At 71.6% G+C, this 23,314-nt stretch carries 21 protein-coding genes and 1 pseudogene; 10 read left to right on the top strand and 12 right to left on the bottom strand.

Annotated features, from left to right (window positions below; all coding sequences use genetic code 11):
- Positions 1-60: 60 nt before the first annotated feature.
- The 5 genes from metG to JHN63_RS23615 form a co-directional block, all read right to left on the bottom strand.
- Positions 61-1,782: a methionine--tRNA ligase gene (gene metG / locus JHN63_RS23635; protein ID WP_200683649.1), complete on the bottom strand. Its 1,722-nt coding sequence runs from the start codon at positions 1,780-1,782 to the stop codon at positions 61-63.
- Positions 1,783-1,905: 123 nt separating this feature from the next.
- Positions 1,906-3,642, bottom strand: coding sequence for a VWA domain-containing protein (locus JHN63_RS23630; protein WP_200683647.1), 1,737 nt, complete (start codon positions 3,640-3,642; stop codon positions 1,906-1,908).
- Positions 3,643-3,874: 232 nt separating this feature from the next.
- Positions 3,875-5,896, bottom strand: coding sequence for an FUSC family protein (locus tag JHN63_RS23625; protein WP_200683639.1), 2,022 nt, complete (start codon positions 5,894-5,896; stop codon positions 3,875-3,877).
- A gap of 48 nt (positions 5,897-5,944) precedes the next feature.
- Positions 5,945-6,943, bottom strand: a complete 999-nt coding sequence (locus JHN63_RS23620) for an endonuclease/exonuclease/phosphatase family protein (RefSeq protein WP_200683637.1) — start codon at positions 6,941-6,943, stop codon at positions 5,945-5,947.
- A gap of 36 nt (positions 6,944-6,979) precedes the next feature.
- Entirely contained in the window at positions 6,980-7,732 is a 753-nt protein-coding gene (locus JHN63_RS23615) for an alpha/beta fold hydrolase (RefSeq protein ID WP_200683635.1), read from the bottom strand.
- A gap of 150 nt (positions 7,733-7,882) precedes the next feature.
- Here JHN63_RS23615 and JHN63_RS52925 point away from each other — a divergent pair.
- Positions 7,883-9,441: pseudogene (locus JHN63_RS52925) on the top strand (PLP-dependent aminotransferase family protein); the annotation flags it as partial.
- Here the strand turns inward: JHN63_RS52925 and JHN63_RS23600 are convergent.
- Positions 9,323-10,273 carry a hypothetical protein gene (locus JHN63_RS23600; protein WP_200683627.1) on the bottom strand — a complete coding sequence of 317 codons (951 nt, stop codon included), beginning with the start codon at positions 10,271-10,273 and terminating at the stop codon, positions 9,323-9,325. The pseudogene JHN63_RS52925 and the gene JHN63_RS23600 overlap by 119 nt on opposite strands.
- Before the next feature lie 211 nt (positions 10,274-10,484).
- Here JHN63_RS23600 and JHN63_RS23595 point away from each other — a divergent pair, with 211 nt between their 5' ends.
- Positions 10,485-11,060, top strand: coding sequence for an SH3 domain-containing protein (locus JHN63_RS23595; protein WP_200683625.1), 576 nt, complete (start codon positions 10,485-10,487; stop codon positions 11,058-11,060).
- 74 nt (positions 11,061-11,134) lie between these two features.
- Here the strand turns inward: JHN63_RS23595 and JHN63_RS23590 are convergent, their stop codons facing one another.
- Positions 11,135-11,581 (bottom strand): hypothetical protein, encoded by a 447-nt coding sequence (locus tag JHN63_RS23590; protein WP_200683623.1) that lies wholly within the window; start codon positions 11,579-11,581, stop codon positions 11,135-11,137.
- Positions 11,582-11,714: 133 nt separating this feature from the next.
- Between JHN63_RS23590 and JHN63_RS23585 the strand changes: the two genes are divergently transcribed.
- The 3 genes from JHN63_RS23585 to JHN63_RS23575 all read left to right on the top strand — a co-directional run bounded on the left by JHN63_RS23585 (position 11,715) and on the right by JHN63_RS23575 (position 14,864).
- Entirely contained in the window at positions 11,715-12,350 is a 636-nt protein-coding gene (locus JHN63_RS23585) for an NAD(P)-dependent oxidoreductase (protein WP_200683621.1), read from the top strand.
- A gap of 5 nt (positions 12,351-12,355) precedes the next feature.
- Entirely contained in the window at positions 12,356-13,582 is a 1,227-nt protein-coding gene (locus JHN63_RS23580) for a PP2C family protein-serine/threonine phosphatase (protein WP_374222942.1), read from the top strand.
- Positions 13,583-13,667: 85 nt separating this feature from the next.
- Positions 13,668-14,864: a hypothetical protein gene (locus tag JHN63_RS23575; RefSeq protein ID WP_200683619.1), complete on the top strand. Its 1,197-nt coding sequence runs from the start codon at positions 13,668-13,670 to the stop codon at positions 14,862-14,864.
- On the opposite strand, the gene JHN63_RS23570 is transcribed toward JHN63_RS23575, so the two are convergent.
- From JHN63_RS23570 to JHN63_RS54005, 3 genes are all read right to left on the bottom strand, one after another.
- A complete protein-coding gene (locus JHN63_RS23570) occupies positions 14,865-16,109 on the bottom strand; it encodes an amidohydrolase (protein ID WP_200683617.1) in 1,245 nt (414 codons plus the stop codon).
- A 134-nt stretch (positions 16,110-16,243) separates the two neighbouring features.
- Positions 16,244-17,008: an NPP1 family protein gene (locus JHN63_RS23565; protein ID WP_200683615.1), complete on the bottom strand. Its 765-nt coding sequence runs from the start codon at positions 17,006-17,008 to the stop codon at positions 16,244-16,246.
- A gap of 148 nt (positions 17,009-17,156) precedes the next feature.
- Positions 17,157-17,285, bottom strand: coding sequence for a hypothetical protein (locus JHN63_RS54005; RefSeq protein WP_267953798.1), 129 nt, complete (start codon positions 17,283-17,285; stop codon positions 17,157-17,159).
- Here JHN63_RS54005 and JHN63_RS23560 point away from each other — a divergent pair.
- Positions 17,284-18,081 carry a hypothetical protein gene (locus JHN63_RS23560; protein WP_200683613.1) on the top strand — a complete coding sequence of 266 codons (798 nt, stop codon included), beginning with the start codon at positions 17,284-17,286 and terminating at the stop codon, positions 18,079-18,081. The two genes, JHN63_RS54005 and JHN63_RS23560, sit on opposite strands and share 2 nt — an antisense overlap.
- Positions 18,082-18,125: 44 nt before the next feature.
- A complete protein-coding gene (locus tag JHN63_RS23555) occupies positions 18,126-18,689 on the top strand; it encodes a Uma2 family endonuclease (protein WP_200683611.1) in 564 nt (187 codons plus the stop codon).
- A gap of 244 nt (positions 18,690-18,933) precedes the next feature.
- Here JHN63_RS23555 and JHN63_RS23550 read toward each other — a convergent pair whose 3' ends face one another.
- The gene (locus tag JHN63_RS23550; protein WP_200683609.1) at positions 18,934-19,251 is read right to left on the bottom strand and encodes a DUF6401 family natural product biosynthesis protein; all 318 of its coding nucleotides are present in this window, start codon (positions 19,249-19,251) and stop codon (positions 18,934-18,936) included.
- A gap of 180 nt (positions 19,252-19,431) precedes the next feature.
- Here JHN63_RS23550 and JHN63_RS23545 point away from each other — a divergent pair, with 180 nt between their 5' ends.
- The 3 genes from JHN63_RS23545 (at position 19,432) to JHN63_RS23535 (ending at position 22,680) form a co-directional block, all read left to right on the top strand.
- Complete coding sequence (locus JHN63_RS23545) at positions 19,432-20,775, top strand: helix-turn-helix transcriptional regulator (protein ID WP_200683607.1); 1,344 nt, start codon at positions 19,432-19,434, stop codon at positions 20,773-20,775.
- A gap of 154 nt (positions 20,776-20,929) precedes the next feature.
- The gene (locus JHN63_RS23540) at positions 20,930-21,886 is read left to right on the top strand and encodes a permease (protein ID WP_200683718.1); all 957 of its coding nucleotides are present in this window, start codon (positions 20,930-20,932) and stop codon (positions 21,884-21,886) included.
- On the top strand, positions 21,883-22,680 hold the full coding sequence (locus tag JHN63_RS23535; RefSeq protein WP_200683720.1) for a TIGR03943 family protein: 798 nt from the start codon (positions 21,883-21,885) through the stop codon (positions 22,678-22,680). The genes JHN63_RS23540 and JHN63_RS23535 overlap by 4 nt, the downstream gene beginning before the upstream one ends.
- 20 nt (positions 22,681-22,700) lie before the next feature.
- On the opposite strand, the gene JHN63_RS23530 is transcribed toward JHN63_RS23535, so the two are convergent.
- Positions 22,701-23,314 (bottom strand): hypothetical protein (locus JHN63_RS23530; RefSeq protein WP_200683605.1); only part of this gene is annotated, 614 nt, incomplete at its 5' end.

The raw sequence follows: 23,314 nt of genomic DNA, 5'->3' as shown, positions 1-23,314 counted from the left end.
CGGCCGGACACCGTACGTGACTACGGCGTCCGGCCGTCCCTCTTCGGTTGCGTGCGGTTATTACTCCGGTGCCCCGCCGAAGCGCTCCTTGTACGTCTCCAGGTCCTCGTCCGTGAGCTTCGCGAAGAGGACCGGGGGGACCGTGAAGGGGGTGCCCGCGGGGACGGCGGTCAGCGACTTCGCCTCTTCGGCCGAGATCCACGTCGCGGTGTCGTCGGGCAGGGCGAAGGCTGCCCGCATCGCCGCCGACGAGGACGGGATGAAGGGCTCGGAGACCACCGCGTAGAGGTGGATCAGGTTCATCGCGGTGCGCAGCGTGAGGGCCGCGGCCTCCGGGTCGGTCTTGATCTCCAGCCAGGGGGCCTTCTCCTCCAGGTAGGAGTTGCCCGCCGACCACAGGGCGCGCAGCGCCGCCGCGGCCTTGCGGAACTGGAGGGCCTCCATCTGGCTCTCGTACTCGGCGAGCAGCTCGGCGGTCTGCTCGCCCAGCCTCGTCTCCGGCTCGCCCGCCGCCGCGCCCGCCGGGACCTCGTCGCCGAAGCGCTTCTTCGAGAAGGACAGGACGCGGTTGACGAAGTTGCCGAGGGTGTCGGCCAGATCCTTGTTCACCGTGGCCGTGAAGTGCTCCCACGTGAAGGACGAGTCGTCGGACTCGGGGGCGTTGGCGATCAGGAAGTAGCGCCAGTAGTCCGCCGGCAGGATGCTCAGGGCCTGGTCGGTGAAGACGCCCCGCTTCTGGGACGTGGAGAACTTCCCGCCGTAGTACGTCAGCCAGTTGAAGGCCTTGACGTAGTCGACCTTCTTCCACGGCTCGCGGACGCCGAGCTGGGTGGCCGGGAACATCACCGTGTGGAACGGGACGTTGTCCTTCGCCATGAACTCCGTGTAGCGGACGGTCGCGTCCGCCTCGTACCACCAGGACTTCCAGTCGCGGATCTCGCCCTCGGGGGCCGCGTCCGACCACTCCTTCGTCGCACCGATGTACTCGATCGGGGCGTCGAACCAGACGTAGAAGACCTTGCCCTCCGCCGCCAGCTCGGGCCAGGTGTCGGCGGGGACCGGGATGCCCCAGTCCAGGTCGCGGGTGATCGCGCGGTCGTGCAGGCCCTCGGTGAGCCACTTGCGGGCGATGGAGGAGGCGAGCTGCGGCCACTCCTCCTCGTGGGCGGCGACCCACTCCTCGACCTCGTGCTGGAGCTTCGACTGGAGGAGGAAGAGGTGCTTGGTCTCCCGCACCTCCAGGTCGGTGGAGCCGGAGATCGCCGAGCGCGGGTTGATCAGGTCGGTCGGGTCCAGGACGCGGGTGCAGTTCTCGCACTGGTCGCCGCGGGCCTTGTCGTAGCCGCAGTGCGGGCACGTGCCCTCGACGTAGCGGTCCGGGAGGAAGCGGCCGTCTGCGGGCGAGTACACCTGGCGGATCGCACGCTCTTCGATGAAGCCGTTCTCGTTCAGGCGGCGGGCGAAGTGCTGGGTGATCTCCAGGTTCTGCGGGGAGGAACTGCGGCCGAAGTAGTCGAAGGCCAGCGCGAAGCCGTCGTAGACCGCCTTCTGCGCGTCGTGCGCCTGCGCGCAGAACTCCGCTACGGGGATGCCCTGTTCCTTCGCGGCCAGCTCGGCCGGGGTGCCGTGTTCGTCCGTCGCGCAGATGTACAGGACGTCGTGGCCGCGCTGGCGGAGATAGCGGGAGTACACGTCCGCCGGGAGCATGGACCCCACCATGTTGCCCAGGTGCTTGATCCCGTTGATGTACGGAAGGGCGCTGGTGATGAGGTGTCGAGCCATTGGGGGGCTGCTCCCAGGTCGGTGTGTTGCCGTTGTCGCGAACCTTGAAATCGTAGCCGACACGGGTGTGCCGCCCGCCTCCCGTTTTACGGGGTGGGAAGCGGGCGGCACGGGGGTTCGGTGCTACGGGCGCCAGTCGATCAGCACGCCGTCGTAGAGCTCCGCGTCCGTGAGCTCCAGGGGGGTCGGGCCCGCGTGGAAGAAGGCCGTGTTGTCGGTCTTCAGCTTGCGGAGGTAGTCGAACGCCTTGTTCTCGTGGTCGCCGAACGCGACGAACGAGAAGAAGACCGAGGCGTGCGACTTGGCCGCGTCCGTGAGGGACTGGGTGGCCGGGGTCTTCGCGTCCGGGGCGCCGTCCGTCTGGAAGACGACCAGGGCGGGGGTGCCGGGGGTGGCGTTCGCGTCGTAGTGCGCGAGTACGGCTTCCACGGCGGCGTGGTAGCTGGTGCGGCCCATGCGGCCGAGGCCGGCGTGGGCCTCGTCGATCGCGTTCTCGGGGGAGGCGGCGGTCAGGTCGGTGGTGCCGTCGACCTCCGTGGAGAAGAAGACGACGTGGACCGTGGGGGTGGGGTCCGGGTCCAGGTGCGTCGCGAGGGCGAGGGTCTGGTCGGCGAGGGCCTGCGCGGAACCGTCCTTGTAGTACGGGCGCATGCTCGCGGAGCGGTCGAGGACGAGGTAGAGCTTCGCCGTGGTACCGGTGAGACCGGCCTTGCCGATCGCGACGGCGGCGGAACCGGTCCCCACGACCTCGGCCGTCAAGTCTTCGTCACCCCCATCGCCCGTGACGGTCTCGCCGTCGGCGGCGACTGCGGCGATGGGCTCCGCCACAGGTTCGGGGACCTCGGCCGCGACAGGCTCGGGTACGGCGGTCACCTCGGCGGCGACGGGCTCGGCCATCTCGTCCACCACCGGCTCAGCGACCTCTGCGGCTACGGGCTCCGCCTCGGCCTCCGGCTCGGACGTGCTCTCGGCCACCGGCTCGACGGTGGGCTCCGCCTCGGGGGCAGAGTCAGCGTCACCAGCAGGCTCGACGACCGGCTCCACCACGGACTCGGGCTCGACGACCGGCTCGGCTTCCGCCTTTGCCTCGGGCTCAGTCTCGGGCTCTACGGCTTGCTCGGCCTCGGGCGCGGCTTCCGCGACGGGCTCGGCTTCAGCCTCGGACGTCACCTCGGCCGCGGGCTCGGCGACCGGCTCGGCCTCGACCTCCGGCGTCACCTCGGCCGCAGGCTCGGTTTCCGCCTCAACCGCAGCGACCGGCTCGACCTCAGCCTCCGGCGTCACCTCAGCTGAAGGCTCGGCTTCCGCTTCCGCCTCAACGACCGCGTCCGCCTTCACCTCACCGACCGGCTCCGTCTCCACCGCCGCCTCGGCGACAGTCTCAGCCACCGGCTCGACCACGACGTCGGCGACCGGCTCTGCGGCCACCTCGGTCGTCGGCTCGACGGCAACCTCGGCCACCGGCTCTGCCGCCACCTCGGCCACCGGCTCGGCAACGACCTCCGCCGAAGGCGCATCCGCAGCCGCCGACCCGCCGACCGCCCCGGTACCCTCCGACCCCTCTTCCGACGTCGCCGGCTTGGGCACCGTCACGTTGTCGAAGGCCAGTGCCACGAGATCGTGCTCGTCTTCCTCAAGGGTCGAGGACGGGCGCGGTTCCGGTACCTGGGTCGTTGCCGCAGGTGACGGGGCCGGCGTCGAGGTGAGGTCGGGTTCGGTGGACGGGGACGGGACCTTCGCGTCCGGTTCCACCGCGGTCGGCTGCTCTTGCGAAGGAGTGCGTTCCGCACCCTCTGCTTCGGTGGCACGCTCCTTGCGTGACCTGCCGAATGCATTCCGCAGGAGAGTGAGAATGCCCATGTGCGCAACCCTTCGCGTGAGTTGAAGCCGTCAATCCCTGGCCAGGACGGACACGTAAGGTTAGCGGCCTCGGATGGCGATCTTAGGCAGGGGCAACGCGCGTGGTACGCGTTCTGTCAACACCCCCTGTTTCAGCCACCACTTCGCTCGCCCGTTCACCTGCGGACTCACCGGCCGGCTCCCGGACCCACCCGCCGACCGTTTCACCCGCCGTTCACATGAAATCGCGTCCTCAGTGCGGCGAAGCGATCGCCCGCGCCGCCGCGACCTCCTGCCGCAGCGGCTCCAGGACGCTCTCCGCCGGGCCCGTCAGATCCGTACGGACCTCCACCAGGACCTCCGACTCCCGTACGCCCTCCGACAACTCCCGTAGCTGACGCACCACTTGGGACACCTCGGCGGAGGACGGAGACGGCGCCCCGTGCTTCACCCGCACCCGCGCCGCCGTCGTCGCGTCGACGATCCGTTCCACGGCGACGACCAGCGGGAGCCAGCCCGCGGCGAGGCGACCGGTGGGCGGCGGTTCGGTGAGGGCGCGCTGGAACTCCGTACGGATGACGGACAGGTCGCGGTACAGACGGCGCCGCATCCGGGCGCGGACGGCCGGGTCGACCTCCACCCCGGCACCGCCCTCGGCCCTGGCCCCGGCAGCCGCAGCCGCACCGAACGCCGACTCCACATACGTCGCCGTGTCCGCCACCGCCTCCGCCAACCGGTCCCCCACCCTCGTGTGCCAGCTCTCCGGCCACAGCAGATACCCCGCCACCAGCGCGATTCCGCAGCCGATCAGCGAGTCCACCAGGCGGGGCAGCAGCAGCGCCGTGCCCTGGTGGTTCAGGACGTCGGAGAGGAGCAGGATCACCGGGGTGATCGCCATCGTCTGGTAGCCGTAGCCGCGCGGGGTGAGGGCCGGGATCAGAGGGGCCAGGAGGAGTAGGACCAGTACGTCCCACCACCCCCTCGGCACCGCCGACAGCACCGCCGCCGCGATCACCAGCCCGGCCACCGTGCCCAGCGCGCGCAGCAGTGCCCGGGAGAAGACCGAGCCGAAGTCGGGCTTCAGGACGAAGGTGATCGTCAGGGCGATCCAGTACGAGCGCGGTACGGGGACCGTCGACACCAGCACCTGCGCGAGGCCGATGCAGAGGGCCAGGCGCAGGCCGTAGCGCCAGGAGCCGGCGGACAGGACGACGTTGCGGGCCGCCCGCGCCGCCCGGATGCCGAGGGCCGCCGGACGGCCGAGGCGGTCGTCGATGCCATGGGGGTCCCCCCGCTCGAGCGAAGCCGAGAGTGGGGGAGGGTCCACGTCCGGGGCGGTGACGACCTCGGCCGCGTGGCGCAGGGCGTGGTCGATCGCGCGGGTCGTCTCGCCGGTGGGGGCGGGGAGGTCGAGCCCTATCGGGCCGGTGTAGCCCGTCTCCACGGCGTGTGCGAGGTGGCGGACCGTGTCGCGGATCTGTGGGGGGAGGGGCTTGCCGGACTGGTGGACCGCCGGGGCCGCCTCGACCACCGGCGTGATTGCGTTCAACTGGGCCAGCAGGCGGGTCAGTTCGGGGCTGCGGCCGTGGTGGCGGGCGCGCCGGGCGAGGACGAGGTCGTACGACTGGTTCAGGGACTGGGTGACGGCCTGGCGGGCCGCGTCGTAGGCCGCCGTCGGGTCGTCGCCGCAGGTGGACAGGAGGTCGGCGACGGTGCGGTAGGTGTTCGCGACCGCCGCCCGTTCCGGGACGCCGGAGCGCAACGGCCAGGCCAGCAGGGCGAGGAGGAGGACCAGGAGGCCGCCGCCGGACATCAGGACGGGAGCCAGCCACCACGCGCCGGGGAGCGGAAGTCCCGCGCCGATCACCGAGTTGAGGAGCAGCAGCAGGCCCGATACGGAGGCCACCGCGCCGATCGTCGAGATCATCCCGGAGACGAGCGCGACGGCGGTGAGGGTGATGACCGCGAGCCAGCCCTGGTCGTAGACCGCTGCGCCCAGCGTGACGCCGACCGCGCCGAAGAGCTGGGGGATCGCGATGTTGAGGATGCGCATGCGGTAGGCGTCGGCGGTGTCGCCGATGACGCCGGAGAGGGCGCCCATGGAGGCGAGCGCGCCGTAGGCGGTGTGTCCGGTGGCCAGGCCGACGGCGAGGGGGAGGGTCATCGCGACGGCGGCGCGGGCGATGGCCGGCCGGTTGAGGGGGGCCTGCTGGGGTTGGAGGTTCCTCACCAGCCAGTCGGGGGGTGTGAGGCCGATGGGGAACTCGCGGGACATGCGCCCATTATGGGCGGCGCGTCCGGCGGAGAAAGGACCGTGCCCGGGCTATTTGCGCTGGTGGAGCGTGATGTCGACCAGCAGGGCGCGGTGGTCGGTGTCGGCGAGGTCGAGGAAGCGGGCGCTGTTCGCGGAGAAGTCCGGGGAGAGGAGGACGTGGTCGATCTGGGTGCCGAAGGTGGGCAGCAGCCGCTCCGGCCAGCTCGGGGTGCGGGGGTGGCCGGCGAGGCGGGCCGCGTCGCGGAGACCCGTGTCCAGGATGCGGCGGAACGCGGCATGGTCCTGGGAGGAGTTGAAGTCGCCGGCCAGGACGGTGGGGGTGGTGGGGTCGGCCGCCGCGAAGGCGCGCAGCCTGGCCAGTTCGCGGTGCCACAGGGCGACCTGGTTCGGCAACGGGGGCATGGGGTGCGCCAGTTGGAGCCGTACGGCATGACCGTCCACGTCGGCCACCGCGCCGGGCATGCCCATCGTGCCGGTGACGCCCCGCGTGCCCTTGAGCGGGAAGCGGCTCAGGATCACCGAGCCGTGCGAACCGGCCGCCGCCACCGCCTGCCGATACGGGAACTCGGTGCCGAAGTCCTGTTCCAGCGTGGCCTGGCAGGTGTACTCGCACTCCTCCACGAACACCACGTCCGGCCGCTCCCGCCGGATCACCGGCACCAGGGAGCCGGTCCCCTGCCCGAACTCGACGTTCGAGGTCAGCACCCGGAACTCGGCGATCGGCGGCCCGCTCGGGTCGTTGCTCTTCCCGTACGGCTCGATGAACCACGCCAGCAGGCCCAGCAGCGCGACACCCCACACCAGCCCGAGCCGCCAGCGGGAGAAGAGGCAGAGGAACAGCCCGACGCCGGTGGGGGCGAGCAACCACGGGAAGAACGCGAGGAGTTGGGGGACGGGCGTGATCGCGTCCGTGTCGGCCGTACGACAGCCGACGACCACGCTCACGACGGCGAAGAGGAGTCCCGCGCACCAACGTGTGAAGCGACGCGCGCGATGGCGTTCGGGCACGAAGTCGGCGGCGGTCCACTCGGAGGTCGCGGTACCCAAGTGACAGCCTTCCGCTCGTAGGCGCAGATGCCCGAATCATCCCACGTGTGCCAGGAACTCCCCCAGGATCCCGTTGAACTCCTCGGGGCGTTCGAGATTCGGCAGATGCGCCGCGCCCTCGATGACCCGGAGCGTGGAGTCGGGGAGTACGGCGTGCATCGCCTCGGCGTCGGCGACCGGGGTGTAGGTGTCGTCGGCGCCCACGACCACCAGGGCCGGGACGGACACCCGGGTCAACAGGTCGCGGTAGTCGGGGCGTTGGGCACGGGCGCGCAGGGCGGCCGCGGCCCCCGTGGGATCGGTGGTCGTCATCATGCGGTGGACGTGGGCCTTGACCTCGGGGTCCGCGTACGGCGCCACCATCCGCTCCAGGACCTCGTCCGCGTAACCGCCCATGCCCTCCCGCAGGAGACGGTCCGCCGTGGTGTTCCGGGTGCGGGCCGCCTCCGGGGTGTCCGCCGCCGGGAAGGTGTCGGCGAGGACCAGACCCCGGACGCGGCCCGGGAACCGGCCGTAGCACTCCATCGCGATCTGGCCGCCCATGGACAGCCCGGCCAGCACGAACGTCTCCACCCCCGCCTCGTCCAGCAGCGCCTCCAGGTCCGCGGCGAAGTCCGAGAAACGGGTGACGGCGGGGGTCGAGGGGGAGCGGCCGTAGCCGCGCAGGTCGGGGGCGAGGACCCGGCGGGCGGGGGAGAACGCCTCGATCTGCGGGGTCCACATCGTGTGGTCGAAGGGGTGGCCGTGGATGAGGACAAGGGGGATGTATGGGTTCGTAAGGGGTGGCATGCCCTCGACCCTAGGTCGGCTCAACTCCTCGGTGCAATAAGATCTTTGCCCTCGGTGCAATCCCGGCGACGGAGGCGTTTGATGAGTGACTACCGGCTGATCGCCGACCGCATCGCGGGTGACATCGCCTCCGGGCGGCTGCGGCCCGGTCAACGGCTGCCTCCGCAACGGGTGTTCGCGCGGCGGCGTGGGATCGCCGGGTCGACGGCCGGGCGGGTGTACGCCGAACTCGTGCGCCGGGGGCTGGTGGTGGGGGAGGTCGGCCGCGGCACCTTCGTGCGGGCCGCGGCGGCGGGGCCGTACGGGCAGGCGATCGTCGAGGCGGCGACCGCGGCGCCGGTGAATCTGGAGCTCAACTACCCTTCCGCACCGGGCCAGTCGGAGTTGCTGGCGCCGGCTCTCGCGCCCTTGCTCCGGCCCGACGTCCTGACCGAGGCGCTGCGTCCGGCGCCCGCGACGGGGACGGCGGCGGCGCGGGAGGCGACCGCGGACCTGCTGGCCACGCCCACCTGGCGGCCCGACCCCGACCGCGTGCTGTTCACCGGCAACGCGCGCCAGGCCATCGCCGCCGCCCTCGCCTCCCTGGTCCGGCCCGGTGGTCGGGTCGGGGTCGAGCCGTTGACGTATCCGCNCGCCTCCAACGCGACGAGCGTGACCCCGAGCCGCCCCGCGATCTCCTTGACCAGCGGATACGTCAACGGCTCGACCCCGACCGCGTGCTGTTCACCGGCAACGCGCGCCAGGCCATCGCCGCCGCCCTCGCCTCCCTGGTCCGGCCCGGTGGTCGGGTCGGGGTCGAGCCGTTGACGTATCCGCTGGTCAAGGAGATCGCGGGGCGGCTCGGGGTCACGCTCGTCGCGTTGGAGGCGGACGGTGGCGGACTGCGCCCGGAGTCGGTCCGGGCCGCGCATCGCACCGCTCCCCTCTCCGCGCTCTATCTCCAGCCGACGCTCCACAACCCGACCTCGGTGACGACCGGTGAGGCGCGCCGGCACGAAATCGCCGAAGTCGTGAGGGAGTTGGGGCTGCCCGTCGTCGAGGACCGCATCTGGTCGTTCCTGCACCCGGACCACCCGGACCACCCGGACCGCCCGGACCGCCCGGACCGCCCGGACCGCCCGGATCACCCGGACCACCGGGACTCCCCCGCGCCGCTCGCCGCCCACGCCCCCGGTCTCGTGCACGTTGTCGACGGGCTGTCTAAGCGGGTCGCGCCGGGGCTCACCGTCGGCTTTCTCGTCGTGCCGGAGGGGCGGGTGGAGGCTGTGGGCGCGGCGATCCGGTCGGGTGGGTGGAGTGCGGGGCGGTTCGCGCTGGAGGCGGGCGTGAGGTGGATGGCGGACGGGACCGTGGCGCGGCTGGTCGAGGCCAAGCGGGCCGACGCGGGGGCCCGACAGCGGCTGGTCGCCGAGGAGTTGGGGGCGTCGGGAGAGTTCGCCGTACGGGCCGATCCGCTCGCCTATTACGCCTGGTGGGAGTTGCCCGCGCCGTGGCGGGCCGACACCTTCACGGCCGCCGCGGCGGCGCACGGGATCGCCGTGACGCCGGGGACCGCCTTCGGTGTAGATCCGAAGCGGACCCCGGACGCGGTCAGACTTGGGCTCGCGTCGGCTGCTGTGCCGGATCTACGGCGGGCGTTGCGGACGCTCGCCGCTCTCGCGCGAGGCGCAGCAGCAGGAACTCCCGTACGGGGCGGGCGTATCGGGTGAGCCAGGCCGTCGCGGCCACCGTGAGGCCCACGCCCAGCAGCAGCCAGGCGACCTGGCGCAGGGTCGAGGTCAGGGCGTCGTAGATCGCGCCGCCCGCCGCTTCCGAGACCTCGGCCGGGAGGTCGGCGACGGTGAAGTGGCGGCCGATCGCGAGCGCGAGGCCGAGCAGCGCGCCGCCGAGGGCCGTGCCGAGCGCGGTCGCGGTGATCGCGCGACGGCGGCGCACGGCGACCGCGATGCCGGTGACGGCGAAGACGGCGGCGGCCACGGGGAGCCAGAAACCGGCGACCTCAAGCACGTGGAACTCCTGTCGGAGCGGGCCCAGTTCACCGGCCTGGAGAACCGCGACCTCGGTGTGCTGGACCGGGATGCGGCTCGCCAACGGCACGTGTTCCAGGGCGAGTTGGTGTTTGACCTGGGCGGTGACCGGGGCGAGGTCGACGGTGACGGTGCCGTCCCGTGCCTCGTCCTGGAGGGCCGCCAGTACGGCGTCGTGGGTGGCCCGGTTGCCCTCGTCCCAGGCCACGCGGAAGGCCTGGGTCTCGGTGAACGAGCGCACCGCCTCGTGCACGAACGGCGCGGTGCCGGGCGTCCGGTCCGTCACACCGTGCACCCGGCGCACCCGGACCTCGCGCAGGATGCCCGCGCCGACCGTGTCCGCGATCACGTCCCGTACGGCCGGGTCCGCGGCCAGGGGCGCCATGGCCGTGACGTAGCGGCCGGAGTCGGTCAGGTCGTAGGCCGCCCAGGCCGCCAGCGCGCCGAAGGGCGTCAGAAAGCAGGAGAGGGCGACGAGTACGGCCGACAGGGCGCTCCGGAGGTGTGGGGGCACTTCTCCAGAACAGGGCCGGGGGACGTCGTACGCGAGCGGGTCGAGGGTTTTTGACTGCATATGGGTTAAAGGTCCAGCACGGATGGGTGGGGGACGGGCCCGGGACTCTCGGCGGAACCCCGGAACCCTTGGCGGAACTGGGGAGTCCGCTCTCGGGTGGAGGCTTCACCCGAACGGGTGTTTCCTGGAGCTGGGGAGAAGGAGGCCGAACATGCGCACCACTCCGGCCCTGCGGACTCTCGCCGCGGCCCTGCTGACCGGTGGCACCCTCGCCGTCGCGGCGGCGGGCACCACGGCGGCGGCAGCACCGTCAGCACCGTCCACGTACGCCGAAGGACACGGCGGTGGCGGCAGTCCGATCTGGGGCACGATCGTCTCCCGCACGGATCTGAACGTGCGGCAGTCGCCCACCACCCGGTCCCCCGTCGTCGACTCGCTCTCACCGGGCAGTCAGGACCGCGTCCAATGCGTGGTCAGGGGACAGACCGTCAACGGAAATCCCGACTGGTACTGGCTCGTCGGCGCGCAGGCCTGGGCCAGCGCCGCGTTCGTCGACACCGGCGGCCGGAGCGTGCCGTCCTGCTCGGACCCGTGTCCGGGCTGGAAGGACGGCGACAACTCCAACCGGGGTGACAACAACTCCAGTTGGAACAACGACCCCAACTGGGGTGACAACTCGTCCTCGTGGAGCACCTCGGCCTCCGGGTCGTGGAGCGTCTCGGGCTCGTGGAGCTGGAGCGCGTCCGGGTCCTCGACCGGCGGCGGCATCTGGAACTGGGCGCCGTAGGAAGGGAATCGGAGGGAAGGGCGTGGGCCCCGGCACCGACTCGGTGCCGGGGCCCACGCCCTTGGGCGGATGGGTCAGCGGATGCGGTTGCCCTCTCCGTCCTCGCGCGTGTAGTAGCGGTAGAAGAACACCAGGAAGACGCCCGCCGTGGTCGCGAGCCCGATGGCCACCGAGCGCAGCACGCTCTCGCCGGTCTGGCTGTACAGGAAGCCGAGCGAGGCGCCCGCGAAGCCGGACTTCACCAGCGAGTGCAGTTCGCGCTTCAGCAGCGGCGCGAACCGCGCGACCGCCAGGCACAGCACGACGAACGCGAGCGCCGTCACAAAGCCGAACAGGATGTTCCAGCCGGTGACGGGACCGCCGCTGCGGCGGTTGGCGGCCGCCCAGTAGCCGTAGACGAGTCCCAGGACGACCGGGATCGCCACCTTCGCGACGCGGTGGACGCGGGTGTCGAAGATGTCGGGAAGACCGCTCGGGGCAGTGAATCCGCCGGAGCCGGGCGTGGGTGCCGCGTGAGCCATGAGAGCACTCCTCTCTCTCGCCCCCGTGTACCGATCTACCGATTTTTCCGCCCCCGTCTACCAATGCACACCCCGGTGCGGGCGGTGGCAAGTCGGGGTGCGGCCTCGGTTGCCCCATGTTTCGCTGGGGCGCATGAAGCTCGTACTCTTCGGCGCCACCGGCATGGTCGGCAGCCGGATCGCCACGGAGGCCTCGGCCCGCGGACACCAGGTCCTCGCGGTCAGCCGCTCCGGCCAGTCACCGGTCCCCGGGGTCACCGCCACGGCGGCCGACGCCTCGGACCCGGAGAAGGTGGCCGAGGTCGCGCGCGGCGCCGACGCGGTCGCCTCCGCGTGCGTGCCGCCCCGCGACGGCAGCGATCCGAGCGGTCCCTTCCTCGCGCTGAACGAGGCGCTCGTCGCGGGCGTCCGCGCGGCCGGTGTCGAGCGGCTCCTCGTCGTCGGCGGCGCCGGCGGTCTGGAGGTCGCCCCCGGCCAGGCCCTCAGCGACCAGCCCGGCTTCCCCGAGGCCTACCTCCCCGAAGCCCGCGCCCACCGCGCCGTCCTCGCCTACTACCGCTCCCTCGACGACCTCGACTGGACCTATGTCTCCCCCGCCGCCGAGATCGCGCCCGGCACCCGCACCGGCCGCTTCCGCGTCGACGGGGACCAGCTCCTGACCGACGACCAGGGCCGCAGCCTCATCAGCGCCGAGGACTACGCGGTCGCCTTCGTCGACGAACTGGAGCGGCACGCCCACCCGCGCGGCCGGATGTCGGCCGCGTACTGACGGTCGTGAGCGCCCGCGGACACAGACCCGTGCGCTACGGCGCTTTCCGGCGCCGCCCGCTCGACGACGGGCTGCCCCGCGCCCGGGACCCCGACGCGCTGCGCCGCCAGCATCTGCTGCGGGTGCGCGGGCGCAGTGTCGCCTGGGTGCCGCCGCTGCTGGTGCTCGTCTCCATCCTGCTGGTCGACTGGTACACCGGCGGGGAGTTCCGGACCGTCTCCTGGATCGTGCTGGTGCCCGGGATCGCCGCGGCGATCTGCGGGGTGCGGGGCACCGCCGTGTTCGCGGTGCTCGGCCTCGCCACCTACGTCCTCGCCGACCACGCCTGGCCGCGCCTGTACCAGACCGGCCTGCCCGACTTCATCCTCGTCGGCGTCGGCGGCGCGCTCGCCGTGCTGGCCTGCGCGGTCCGGGTCCGCGGCGAACGCCGCATGCTGCACATGCGGGACGTCGCCGAGACCACCCGCCGCACCCTGCTGCGCCCGCTGCCGCCGGGCTGGGGCGGCCTCGACCACGCGGCCGTCTATCTCGCCGCGGACGCCGTCGCCCGCGTCGGCGGCGACTTCTACGACATCCAGCCCGGCCCGCACGGCACCCGCGCCCTCGTCGGTGACGTCCAGGGCAAGGGGCTCGGCGCGGTGGAGGCGGCGGCCGCGCTGCTCGGCACGTTTCGCGAGGCGGGGTACCACGAGCGGGAACTCGCGACGGTCGCGGCCCGGCTGGAGATCCGGATACATCGGCACGGTCTGCATCTCGCCGCCCTCGAACGTGAGGACGACGACCGTGAGGAGGACGACGACCGCATCGACCGGTTCGCCACGGCCGTCCTGTTGAGCTTCCCGGTCGCCGAGCCGGACACGGTCGAGGTCGTCAACTTCGGTCACGAACCGCCCTTGGTGGTCGGCCCACTTGGCGTACGGTCGCTGCCGCCCGGGCACGGACTGCCGCTGGGGCTGGGCGAGTTGGCGCACATGGACGGGCCGCCGCCGACGCTCCGGATCACCCTCGCCCCCGGTGAGACCCTCCTCGTCGTCACCGACGGGGTGACGGAGGCGCGGGACGGGGCGGGCGTCTTCTACCCGCTCAAGTCCCGTGTCGCCGAAGGGCTCCTGGCCGATCCGTCCCTCGCCGCACCGGACCGGCTCGTCGCCCACGTCCGGGACGGCACCCTGCGCCACAGCGGCGGACATCTCGCCGACGACACCACGATCTTCGCGGTACGGCGGTCCTGACATCACCCTTTGCTCCAGCAGAGGTTCGGCAGAGGTTACGGTGCTGGGTACGTACGTCAGTGATCGATGGTTCGGGGGAGGGCGCATGCCTGGAACGGTGTTGCTGCTCGCGGCCTCGCCGGTCGGCAAGGGGCGACTGGTGGACGCGGCGTCCGTCCTTCCCGTGCTCGCGGCCGTCGACCCCGCCGTGCTGTCCGGCACCGACACCGCCAACGTTGTCGAACTCGCCGATCCGCTGGAGCCGCAGGCCGTGTTGACCCGGTTGCGGGCCGCCGCCACGGCGTCGGGGCCGTTGACCGTGTTCGTCGCCGGGCAGCTCCAACTCGACCGGAAACAGCGCCTTCCGCACCTGGCGCTGGCGCGTACGACGCCGGCGACCGTTCGGTACACGGGGTTTCCGTGGGCCTGGGTCCGTGAGGAGTTGCGGTTGCGGGTGCCGGGGACGACCACGTTGGTGCTCGATCTGCACACCGACGCGGAGACCTGGCAGTGGTTGCGGGACCGGCCGCTCGACTCGGGGCGTACGAACGCGGTTTACGGTCGCATCGCGCCGCCGCCCGGGCGGCGGGTGGTGGGGGTGCCTTCGTATATGAAGGCGGTGGCGACGATCCTGCGCAGCGGGAGCCGTCCGGCGGTTGAGCAGTTGCATGAGCTGGCGTTGGAGAGGCTGGGGGCGGAGGGGTATGCGGATGTGGTTTTGTCCGCTCCGGGAGTTGGTGCGGGCGCCGGTGTTGGTGCCGGCGTCCCTGGGGGCTTCGCCCCCAGACCCCCGTCTGCCCTGAAGGGGCCTCGTCCTCAAACTCCCCCAGAGGGGGGACCCCCAGACGGGCTGGATATTGCCGACCTGCGTGAGAAAGCCGGTGACCCTCACGGTGTCATCACGGAGGCCGTCCAAGCGGGACGTCACGTCGACGCCGATGCGCTCGCCGCCGAGCACGAGCAGGCTGCCGTGCGGGCGCACGGGCCGGGGTCGGAAGAAGCGCTGCACTGGGCCGAAGTGCGGGCCGATCTCGCGATGTTGGCCGGGGATCCGGTGCGGAGTTGTCGGGCCTGGCTCGGGGTGGCGGGGGCGCGGCTGGCGGCGGGGCAGGCGGCTGACGCGGGTGCTGTCGAGGCGGCCGTGGACCGTGCCCATCATCAGTGGGGGCAGATCCCCGAACCGGCCCGCGCTCGTGAACTCGGTCCCGAACTGGCCGAGTTGAGGAGCCGGGTGCCAGGGCGCCGCGCGGGCGCCCTGGATCACGTACAGCAGCACCTGGTCCAACTGCAGTTGCTGGGCTAGTCAGTTCACCGTCAGGATCTCCAACGCGCCTGACACCAGGGTCCGTACACCCGGCGTCACCGTCACCAGGTCCGGGGCGAACTGCGGGCTGTGGTTGCTGGGGACGGCGAGGAACTTCTCCATCAGTTCGGTGCCGGGTGCCGCGTCCCACACGTCCGCCGGGGTGCTCGTCACGAACCAGTAGGAGTACGGCACCCCGTCCGGGACGAGGTGAGGGAAGTCCTCGCTGCCCATCGCGGGGCCGGGGTCGAAGACCGTGCCCTGGCCGAGGACCTCGGTGTGGACGGCGGCGATCCGGTGGTCGGTGTCGGCGTCGTTGACCGTCATGGGGAAGCTGTTGCCGACCGTGACCTCGGGCTCGGTCGGGCAGCCGGCGGCGAGGCACTCGCCGGACGCGATACGGCGGATCGCGGCGATCATCCGGTCCCGTACGTCGGTGGACTGGGTGCGCAGGTTGAGCAGGAGGCGGGCGGTGGTCGGGATGATGTTGTGCCGGGTGCCGGCCTCGATACGGCCCACGGTGAGGACGGCGGACTCACGCGCGGCGATCTCCCGGGAGACGACCGTCTGCAGCCGGGTGACGAGGTAGGCGGCGGTGACGACCGGGTCGACCGTCGTCTCGGGGCGGGAGCCGTGGCCGCCGCGGCCGTGGATGACGATCTCGATGTCCGTCGTGGCCGACATGATCAGGCCCGGTGAGTGCGGGTAGAAGCCGGCCGGGCCGGGCGCCGCGTGCTGGGCGAGCAGCGCGTCCGGGCGCGGGACGCGGTCGTACAGGCCGTCGGCCACCATCGCGGACGCGCCCTCGCCGGTCTCCTCCGCGGGCTGGCCCACCAGCACCAGCGTCCCCGACCAGGTGTCCCGCCCGGCGGCCAGCGCCTGCGCGGCCCCGGTCAGCCAGGTCACGTGCAGGTCGTGCCCGCAGGCGTGCATCACACCGGGGACGGAGGACGCGTAGGACAGGCCCGTCTCCTCCGGCACCGGGAGCGCGTCCATGTCGGCGCGCAGCAGCACGGTCGGGCCGTCGCCGTTGCGGAGCACTCCGGTGACGCCGGTGCCGCCGATGCCCTCGACGGTGTCGTATCCCGCCTCGGTGAGCCGTTCGGCGAGCTTCGCGGCCGTGCGGTGTTCGCGTCCGGACAGCTCGGGGTGACGGTGCAGGTCCCGGTAGAAGTCCTCCAGGTCGGGGACCGGGAGGTCTGCGGTGAGGTCGAGTGCCGTGCGCGCGGCGGGGGAAAGGGTCACGGGGGCAGCGTATGCGGGCCGGACGTGCCCTGGCCCCGGGGGAGAGGTGGAACCTCCCGCCGGGGCCCTGGTCCCGCCAACTCCGGTGCCGGAGCACGAGGTTGGGGTCGAACGCCGTCCGGCCCGGCGACCGGTCAGGCGTACGGGTCGAACGTGATGCCGCTCGGCAGGGCCTTGTCGAGATGGTCGTCGAAACGGGAGTCCTGGAGCGGGAAGTTGGCGTCGCCCCAGTCGGAGGCGTTCAGGATGCCGCGGAGGTTGGACGCCATGTTCTCCCAGGTGAGCAGGCTCTCCTGGTGCCAGGCGCCGTCGTCGTTCTCCGGGGTCTCGCCCCACTTGGCGAACCGGAAGTCGTGGGTGCTCAGGCCGTCCTTGTGGTAGACGACCTGGACGCGCTGGCTGCTCATCGGGACGTCGGCGACGGCCTCGGTCTCGAAGTCGCCGTGCTGGGAGGCGGACAGGTACGACGGGGTGGAGTCGCCCTCCTTGACCCAGACGACGATGCACTCCCAGTCGTGGCGGTGGCCGATGCCGGGGGACGCCTCGTCCTTCTCGAAGTAGCTGGCGTAGATGGTCCCGCACCAGCCGTTGTTGCACTTGGTGCGCGAGTAGGTGTTGGCGTGGTCGAGGTGACCGGTGCGGCAGCTGCCGGTGACGGAACCGGTCGGCTTCAGACCGCCGTTGAGGTTGCCGTCGGGGTCGATGGCGGCGGCGGGGTAGCAGGAGTCCGTGTCGTAGTCGTACAGCGGCTCGAAGTTCTTCTCGTACGTGGTCGCGTTCTCGGGGAGGTTCTGCAGCACACCCGCGGAGGCGACGAACGGCAGGGTGAGGGTGAGGGCGAACGCGCTGCCGACGACGGCGGCGGCTCTGCCGAGGCGGCGGGTGCTGGTTCGGGACATCGGGGGCTCCAGTCGACGGTCCATGTCCACGCTCGCCCCGAACATGACAGCCGGGCGAGCGAACAGAGATTGGCAGAAGGGGAGCGCCTGATGGAAGGGCTTTCTATCAAACGGAGGGAGGCATTTCGCCGAACGGGCGGACGCGTCCTCACAGAGAGGGGCCGACCGGACGCCCCTCACCCGTACGGCCCAGCTCACGCGGCCACGCCTTCGCGACGCTGCTCCACTTGGTGGTGACAGGGGGCTGGTAGTACCCACCGAAGGAAGTGCCGCTCATGGCTGTCCCTGAATCCACCCTCGCCATCAACTTCACCCAGGGGCTGAACGACGCCTGGTCGAAGGTCGCGCAGTTCGTGCCCAAGCTCGTCGGGTTCCTGGTCATCCTGGCCATCGGCTGGTTCGTGTCGAAGATGATCGCCCGGGTCCTGGACCGGGTGCTGCGCAAGGTCGGCTCGGAGAGGCTCTCCGAACGGGCCGGTACGGAACGGTACTTGCGGGACTCCAAGTACGACATGACCGGCATCGTCTGCAAGATCGTCTACTACGCGCTGATGCTGATCACCCTCCAGCTCGCGCTCGGCGTCTTCGGCTCCAACCCGGTCAGCACGATGATCAACGGCATCGTCGCCTGGCTGCCGCGCGGCATCGTCGCGGTGGTCCTGGTCGTCGTCGCGATGGCCATCGCGAACGCGGTCCGCGGGATCGTCGGCAGCGCCCTGTCGTCGATGTCGTACGGCCGGATGCTCGCGACGATCGTCTGGGCCTGCATCGTCGCGCTGGGCGTGATCGCCGCCCTCGGCCAGGCGGGCATCGCCACCTCGGTCACCCAGCCGGTGCTCTACGCCGCCCTCGCGACCGCGGCCGGCATCCTGATCGTCGGTGTCGGCGGCGGCATGATCGCCCCGATGCGGCAGCGCATGGAACGGGTGCTGATGGCGGCGGAGCGCGAGACCACCAACGCGAAGGGCAGCCTCACCGCGTACCAGGCGGGCCGCGAGGACGCGATGACCAACCAGCCGGTGCGCGAGCGGACGGACATGGGCCGGGAGACGCCGGGGCCGTCGGACATGTGACGGGGCGACTACGCTCGGTCGTACTGCCTGGAGGGGGAAGCGGTATGACCGAGCGGGCCTTTTTCCACCGGCTGTGTGAGCTGAGGGAGCGCTTCACGCCGCCGCCGGGCTTCACGCACCCGGAGATCAGCGACGGGACGTTCCTCATGACGAGGAGCCCCTGTCGCCGGCATCAGGTCACGGCTGCGGATGTGCGTGAACAGCTCGCTCCGCAGGTTTCGGACGGTGCCGGTGTCTTCGAGGCCGTCGACATCGGCAGCGAAGTCCTCGGCAAGCTCCGTGTGCCCGACCTGGTGGTCACCACGGGCGGGGCCGCCACACCCCTGCTGGCCGTCGAGATCGTCTCGCCGGCCAACCCCGGCATGGACTACGAGGTCAAGAGCCGCGACTATCCGGCGATGGGCGTCCCGCACTACCTGATCCTGGACCCCCGCGACGGCACGTGGACGTACCAGTGGCAGGTGGGCGGGCGGTACGGGCGCCCGGAGTACGAGAACCGGTTGCGCCTGCCCTACGGGAATACCCTCACCGTCGCGGGAAGGTGGAAGGTCGAGACCGGCGGACTGCCGCTCTACCCGCGCGCGGACATGACGCTTGCGCCCGAGTGAGACACCGGCGGCCGGTCCGCCGCCTTGGCCGGGCTTGCCGCTGCTGCTCCGATCAGGGCGGCTACGGCGATGACGGCGGCGCAGAATCCTCTGACGTAACGCGCGGACATACCAACCTCGCAACGACAGTGACAGCGGCAACGACAGCAACGAGTTAAGCACGCTTAATGCGTGCCTAACTTAAGGGGTTGGAGGCTGCAACGGGAAGGGCTTCAGGGCGAGTTGAGCCATCGGAAACCCTTTTTCAGTCACCGCGGCGCTGCTCCGGCAGCAGTCCGTGGCGGTGCACCAGCCAGCTGATGGCGGTCAGCCTGCACACCGCGTAGTCGTGCCCGACCGGCTCCCGCCAGTCCAGCTCCGCGAGCGCGTCCAGGAAACCGAGCGCGTAGTCCGTGAGATCGGCGTGGTCCGGCGGCGGGGGCAGCAGGTCCGGGCCGCCCGCCGAGAGACGTTCCCGCAGCTCGGCGACGTGCTGGTCCACCGCGGCCGTGAAGGCGGGCTCGAAGGCGAACTCCGCGAAGCGGGGCTCGTACGCGCTGCTGATCTTGGCCAAAGGGGACATTTCTTCACCATACGACAGGCCGGCGCGCGGGAGTCACGTGATACCCGTCACCGGAACACCACGCGGTGATTACGCTCGGCGACAGGCCGTAACCGATCGCTGGAGTCTTCAACAACTCGCCCCCCATGTAAGTGAGTTACCGACCAGTCCGTAACTCGGCTTACTGGCATGATTAATCGCATGGTGAGACGGGACGACCCGGAAGTCATCGGGCGCAGGGTGCAGCAGCTGAGGCGCGAACGTGGGCTCACCCAGCGGCAGTTGGCCGAGCCAGCCTACACACCCGCGTACATCTCCACCCTGGAGGCCGGCCGGGTCCGCCCCTCCGACGACGCGCTGCGCCACCTCGCCGACCGACTCGGCGTCGCCTACGACGAGTTGGCGACCGGCCGCCCCGCTCGCCTCGCCACCGAACTCCGCCTGCATCTGACCGAGGCCCAACGCACCCTGGCCACAGGGGAGTCGGAGGAGGCCGCCGAGCAGTACGCCGACCTCCTCGCGGAAGCGGAGTCGTACGGGCTGGTCGACGAGGAGGCCACCGCGCTGCTCGGGCTCGGCGAGTGCGGGCTCGACACCGGTGATCTCACCGCCGCCCGCCTGTACTTCGAGCGCGCCGAACGCCGGCTGGCCGACGAACCGCTCCCGGCCCGCGTACCCGCCCTGCGCGGCCGTGCCGTGGCGCACTACCTCACCGGTGAACTCCGGTACGCCGTCTACCTGTTGGAGTCCACCCTCGACGAGCTGAACCGCGGCGGCCTGCACGACCCCGACGCGCTGCTGCTGCTCTACGCGAGCGCGATCGGGCCGTACATGGACATGGGCGCGCACGCCCGGGCCGCCCAGGCCGCGGAGCTGGCGCTCGCCCTCGCGCCGCAGGTCGCCGACCCGGCGCTGCTGGCACGCATGCACCGCTCGGTGGCGCGGACGCTGATAGCGGAGGGCCGGGTCGCGGAGGCCGACGCCTCGCTCGCCAAGGCCGCCGAGCTGTACCGGCAGCTCCAGTTCCGTACCGAACTCGCCAACTGCCACTGGATGCGCGGCTACGTCTACGCCCAGGACGGCGAACTGGAGCGCGCCGAGGTCGAGTTGAGGCAGGCGCTGGACATGCTGACGGCGAAGCGCGCGGCCCTCTACAGCAGTCAGGTCGCCGTCGAACTCGCCGACGTCCTGCACAAGCGCGGCCAGTCCGACGAGGCCGCCACCCTCCTCCACAACGTCCTCAGCGACCTCAGCTCCGAACGCGGCGCCCTGCACTCCGCCGCCGCCCACCGCCTGCTCGGCATCATCGCCGAGGACGCCCGGGACACGGACGCCGCCGAGGAGCACTACGTCCGCGCCCTCAGCCTGCTGGAGCGGGCGGGCGCGGCCGGCGACCTGGCCGACCTGTGCCGGATGCTCGGCGATCTGCTGCGCCGTACCGGCCGGGTCGAGGCCGCCCTCGACGCCTACCGCACGGGCCTCGGGCACCGTACGGCTCCCGGCACGACCACCCTCGGCCCGGCCCCCGCACAGCCTCCTCTTTGACAAATCGGGGATGGCGCACAGCACCGCCGGTTACCGTGCGACGTACGAGTGACGAGTGATGAGTTACGAGGCGTAGTCGTACGAACCGGGATGAGACAGGCGCGTGCAGAACGAACGGACTGTGGTCGACGGCCTGCGCCTGGCCGTACGCGCCATGGTCTACGCGGTCCTCGGCGGCGCGGCCCTCATCGCCATCGCGACGGTCGTCTCCGTCCTCGGCCCCATGCTCGCGCTCGACCTCTACACCCCCGCCGTGGCGGCCTGGTGGACGGTCTTCACGGCGGTCGCGGTCCAGGGCGTCCCCTTCCTCCTCCTGGGCACGGTCGTGTCGGCGGCGATCGGCGCGTTCGTCCCCGAGCGGGTGTTCACCAAGCTCCTCCCCCGCAACCAGGCCCTCGCCGTCCCCATCGCGGGCGCGGCGGGAGTCGTACTCCCGGGTTGTGAGTGCGCGTCGGTACCGGTGGCGAGCAGCCTGATGAGACGGGGAGTCGCCCCGGCAGCGGCCCTCGCGTTCCTGCTCTCGGCCCCGGCGATCAACCCGGTTGTCCTGGTGGCCACTTCGATCGCCTTCCCCGGCCGGCCGAAGATGGTGCTGGGCCGCCTGGTCGCCTCCCTCGCGACGGCGGTGGTGATGGGCTGGCTGTGGGCGCGCTTCGGCAAGGAGGAGTGGCTACGACTCCCGAAGCGCACCTCGGCCGTCCACTCGCCGGTGGGCGTGAAGGCCTTCGTGGCCGGCCTGCAACACGACTTCCTGCACGCGGGCGGCTTCCTGGTCCTGGGCGCGGCAGCGGCGGCGACCTTCAACATCGCCGTACCGCGCTCGATCCTGGACATCTTCACCGGCTCGTCCTGGCTGTCCCTGCTCCTGCTGGCCCTCCTGGCCGTGGTGCTGTGCGTGTGCAGCGAGGCGGACGCGTTCGTCGCGGCCTCCCTGAGCGGCTTCTCCCCGGCGGCGAAGCTGGCGTTCATGGTGGTGGGCCCGATGGTCGACCTGAAACTGATCGCGTTGCAGGCGGGCACGTTCGGCCGTTCCTTCGCCTTCCGCTTCTCCTCGACGACCTGGCTGGTGGCCGTGGCGAGCAGCACGCTGGTCGGGTGGTGGCTCCTGTGAGGCGCTACGGCTCGGCGGTCCTGCTCCTGCTGACGGGCGGGGCGGTCCTGCGGATCTCCCTCTTCAGCGAGCTGTATCTGCGGTATGTACAGGCGGCGTTGCGGCCGTATCTGGTGATCTCCGGTTCACTGCTGGTGGTGTTGGGTCTCGTGGCGGCGGTCAGGGGCACGCGGCACGGGGAGCACGGGCAGACCGAGGGGAACGAGGAACACGGGGAGGATGAGGAGGACGGCCACTCCCACGCCCACGCCCACGCCCACGGCCACGATCACTCGCACGGTCACGCGCACGGCGGCCCCCGCATCGCCTGGCTGCTGACCCTCCCCGCCCTCGCCCTGCTCCTCTTCCCGCCCCCGGCGCTCGGCTCGTACAGCGCGTCCCGCGAGGAGGCGCAGCGGGCGGCGCAGGGCGTGGGCACGTTCCCCGCCCTGCCCGCCGGGAAGGTGCTGGACATCTCGGTCGCCCAGTACAGCTCCCGCGCGATCTACGACACCGGTCACTCCCTCAAGGGCCGCACCCTGCGCATGACCGGCTTCGTGACCCACGGCTCCAACGGCACCTGGTACCTCACCCGCCTCCTGGTCACCTGCTGCGCGGCCGACGCGACGATCAGCAAGGTCGAGATCAGAGGCACCGAGTCCGACGACGCCCCCCAGACCGACACCTGGGTCACGGTCACCGGCACCTGGGTCCCCAAGGGCAAGCTCGGCACGGACGCCGCCTGGCCCCCGGTGCTGGAGTCGACCACGGTCAAACAGGTCAGGCAGCCGGCGGATCCGTACGACAAGCGGTGAGCGGTGACCCCTGTGGGTGTCTAGATCTGCACCCGTCCCTGCTTCTGCACCTCCGTCAACCGCTGCGCGCCGACCTCCAGTGCCTGGCCGGTCGCCGTCGGGGGGACGGTCGCCAGGCCGCCGTTCGTGAGGGTGATGGTGTCGTCGCCGATGCGGACGGCGGCGGTGTCGAGGGTGAGGACTGAGGGGTCGCCCTCGGGGGTCGTGCCGGTGAAGGTGAGGTGGAGGCCCTCGCGGGCGTCGCCGACGTTCGGGAGGGTCGCCTCCGTGACGGTCACCGTCTGGGGGCCGGAGCGGGTCGTCGTCGCCGTGAAGGTCGCGCAGGTCCCCGGGAGCGTCTTCAGCCAGGACAGTGTCCGGTCCACGTCCGCCGGGGGGAACGCGGCCACCTGGTAACGGAGTTGGGCCGTGTCGTCGGTGTCGTCGAGGGCGGTCACCGCCTGGGTGGCGGCGGGGGTGCCGAGGAGTTCGTCGGCGTAGAGGGCGTCCAGGAGACGTTGGCAGTCGGGGACGGCGGTCTGCGCCTTGAGGAGGCCGTCCCGCCAGGTCGCCGTGCCCTGGGTCGGGGTCCAGGGGGCGCCCAGGTCCGCGTCCGTGATCAGCGCGGCCTGTGCCTGGGCCGGGGTGAGGACGG

The organism is Streptomyces sp. MBT65 (genome assembly GCF_016612545.1).
Lineage (GTDB): Bacteria > Actinomycetota > Actinomycetes > Streptomycetales > Streptomycetaceae > Streptomyces.
This window is presented reverse-complemented; position numbering and strand designations above follow the sequence as displayed.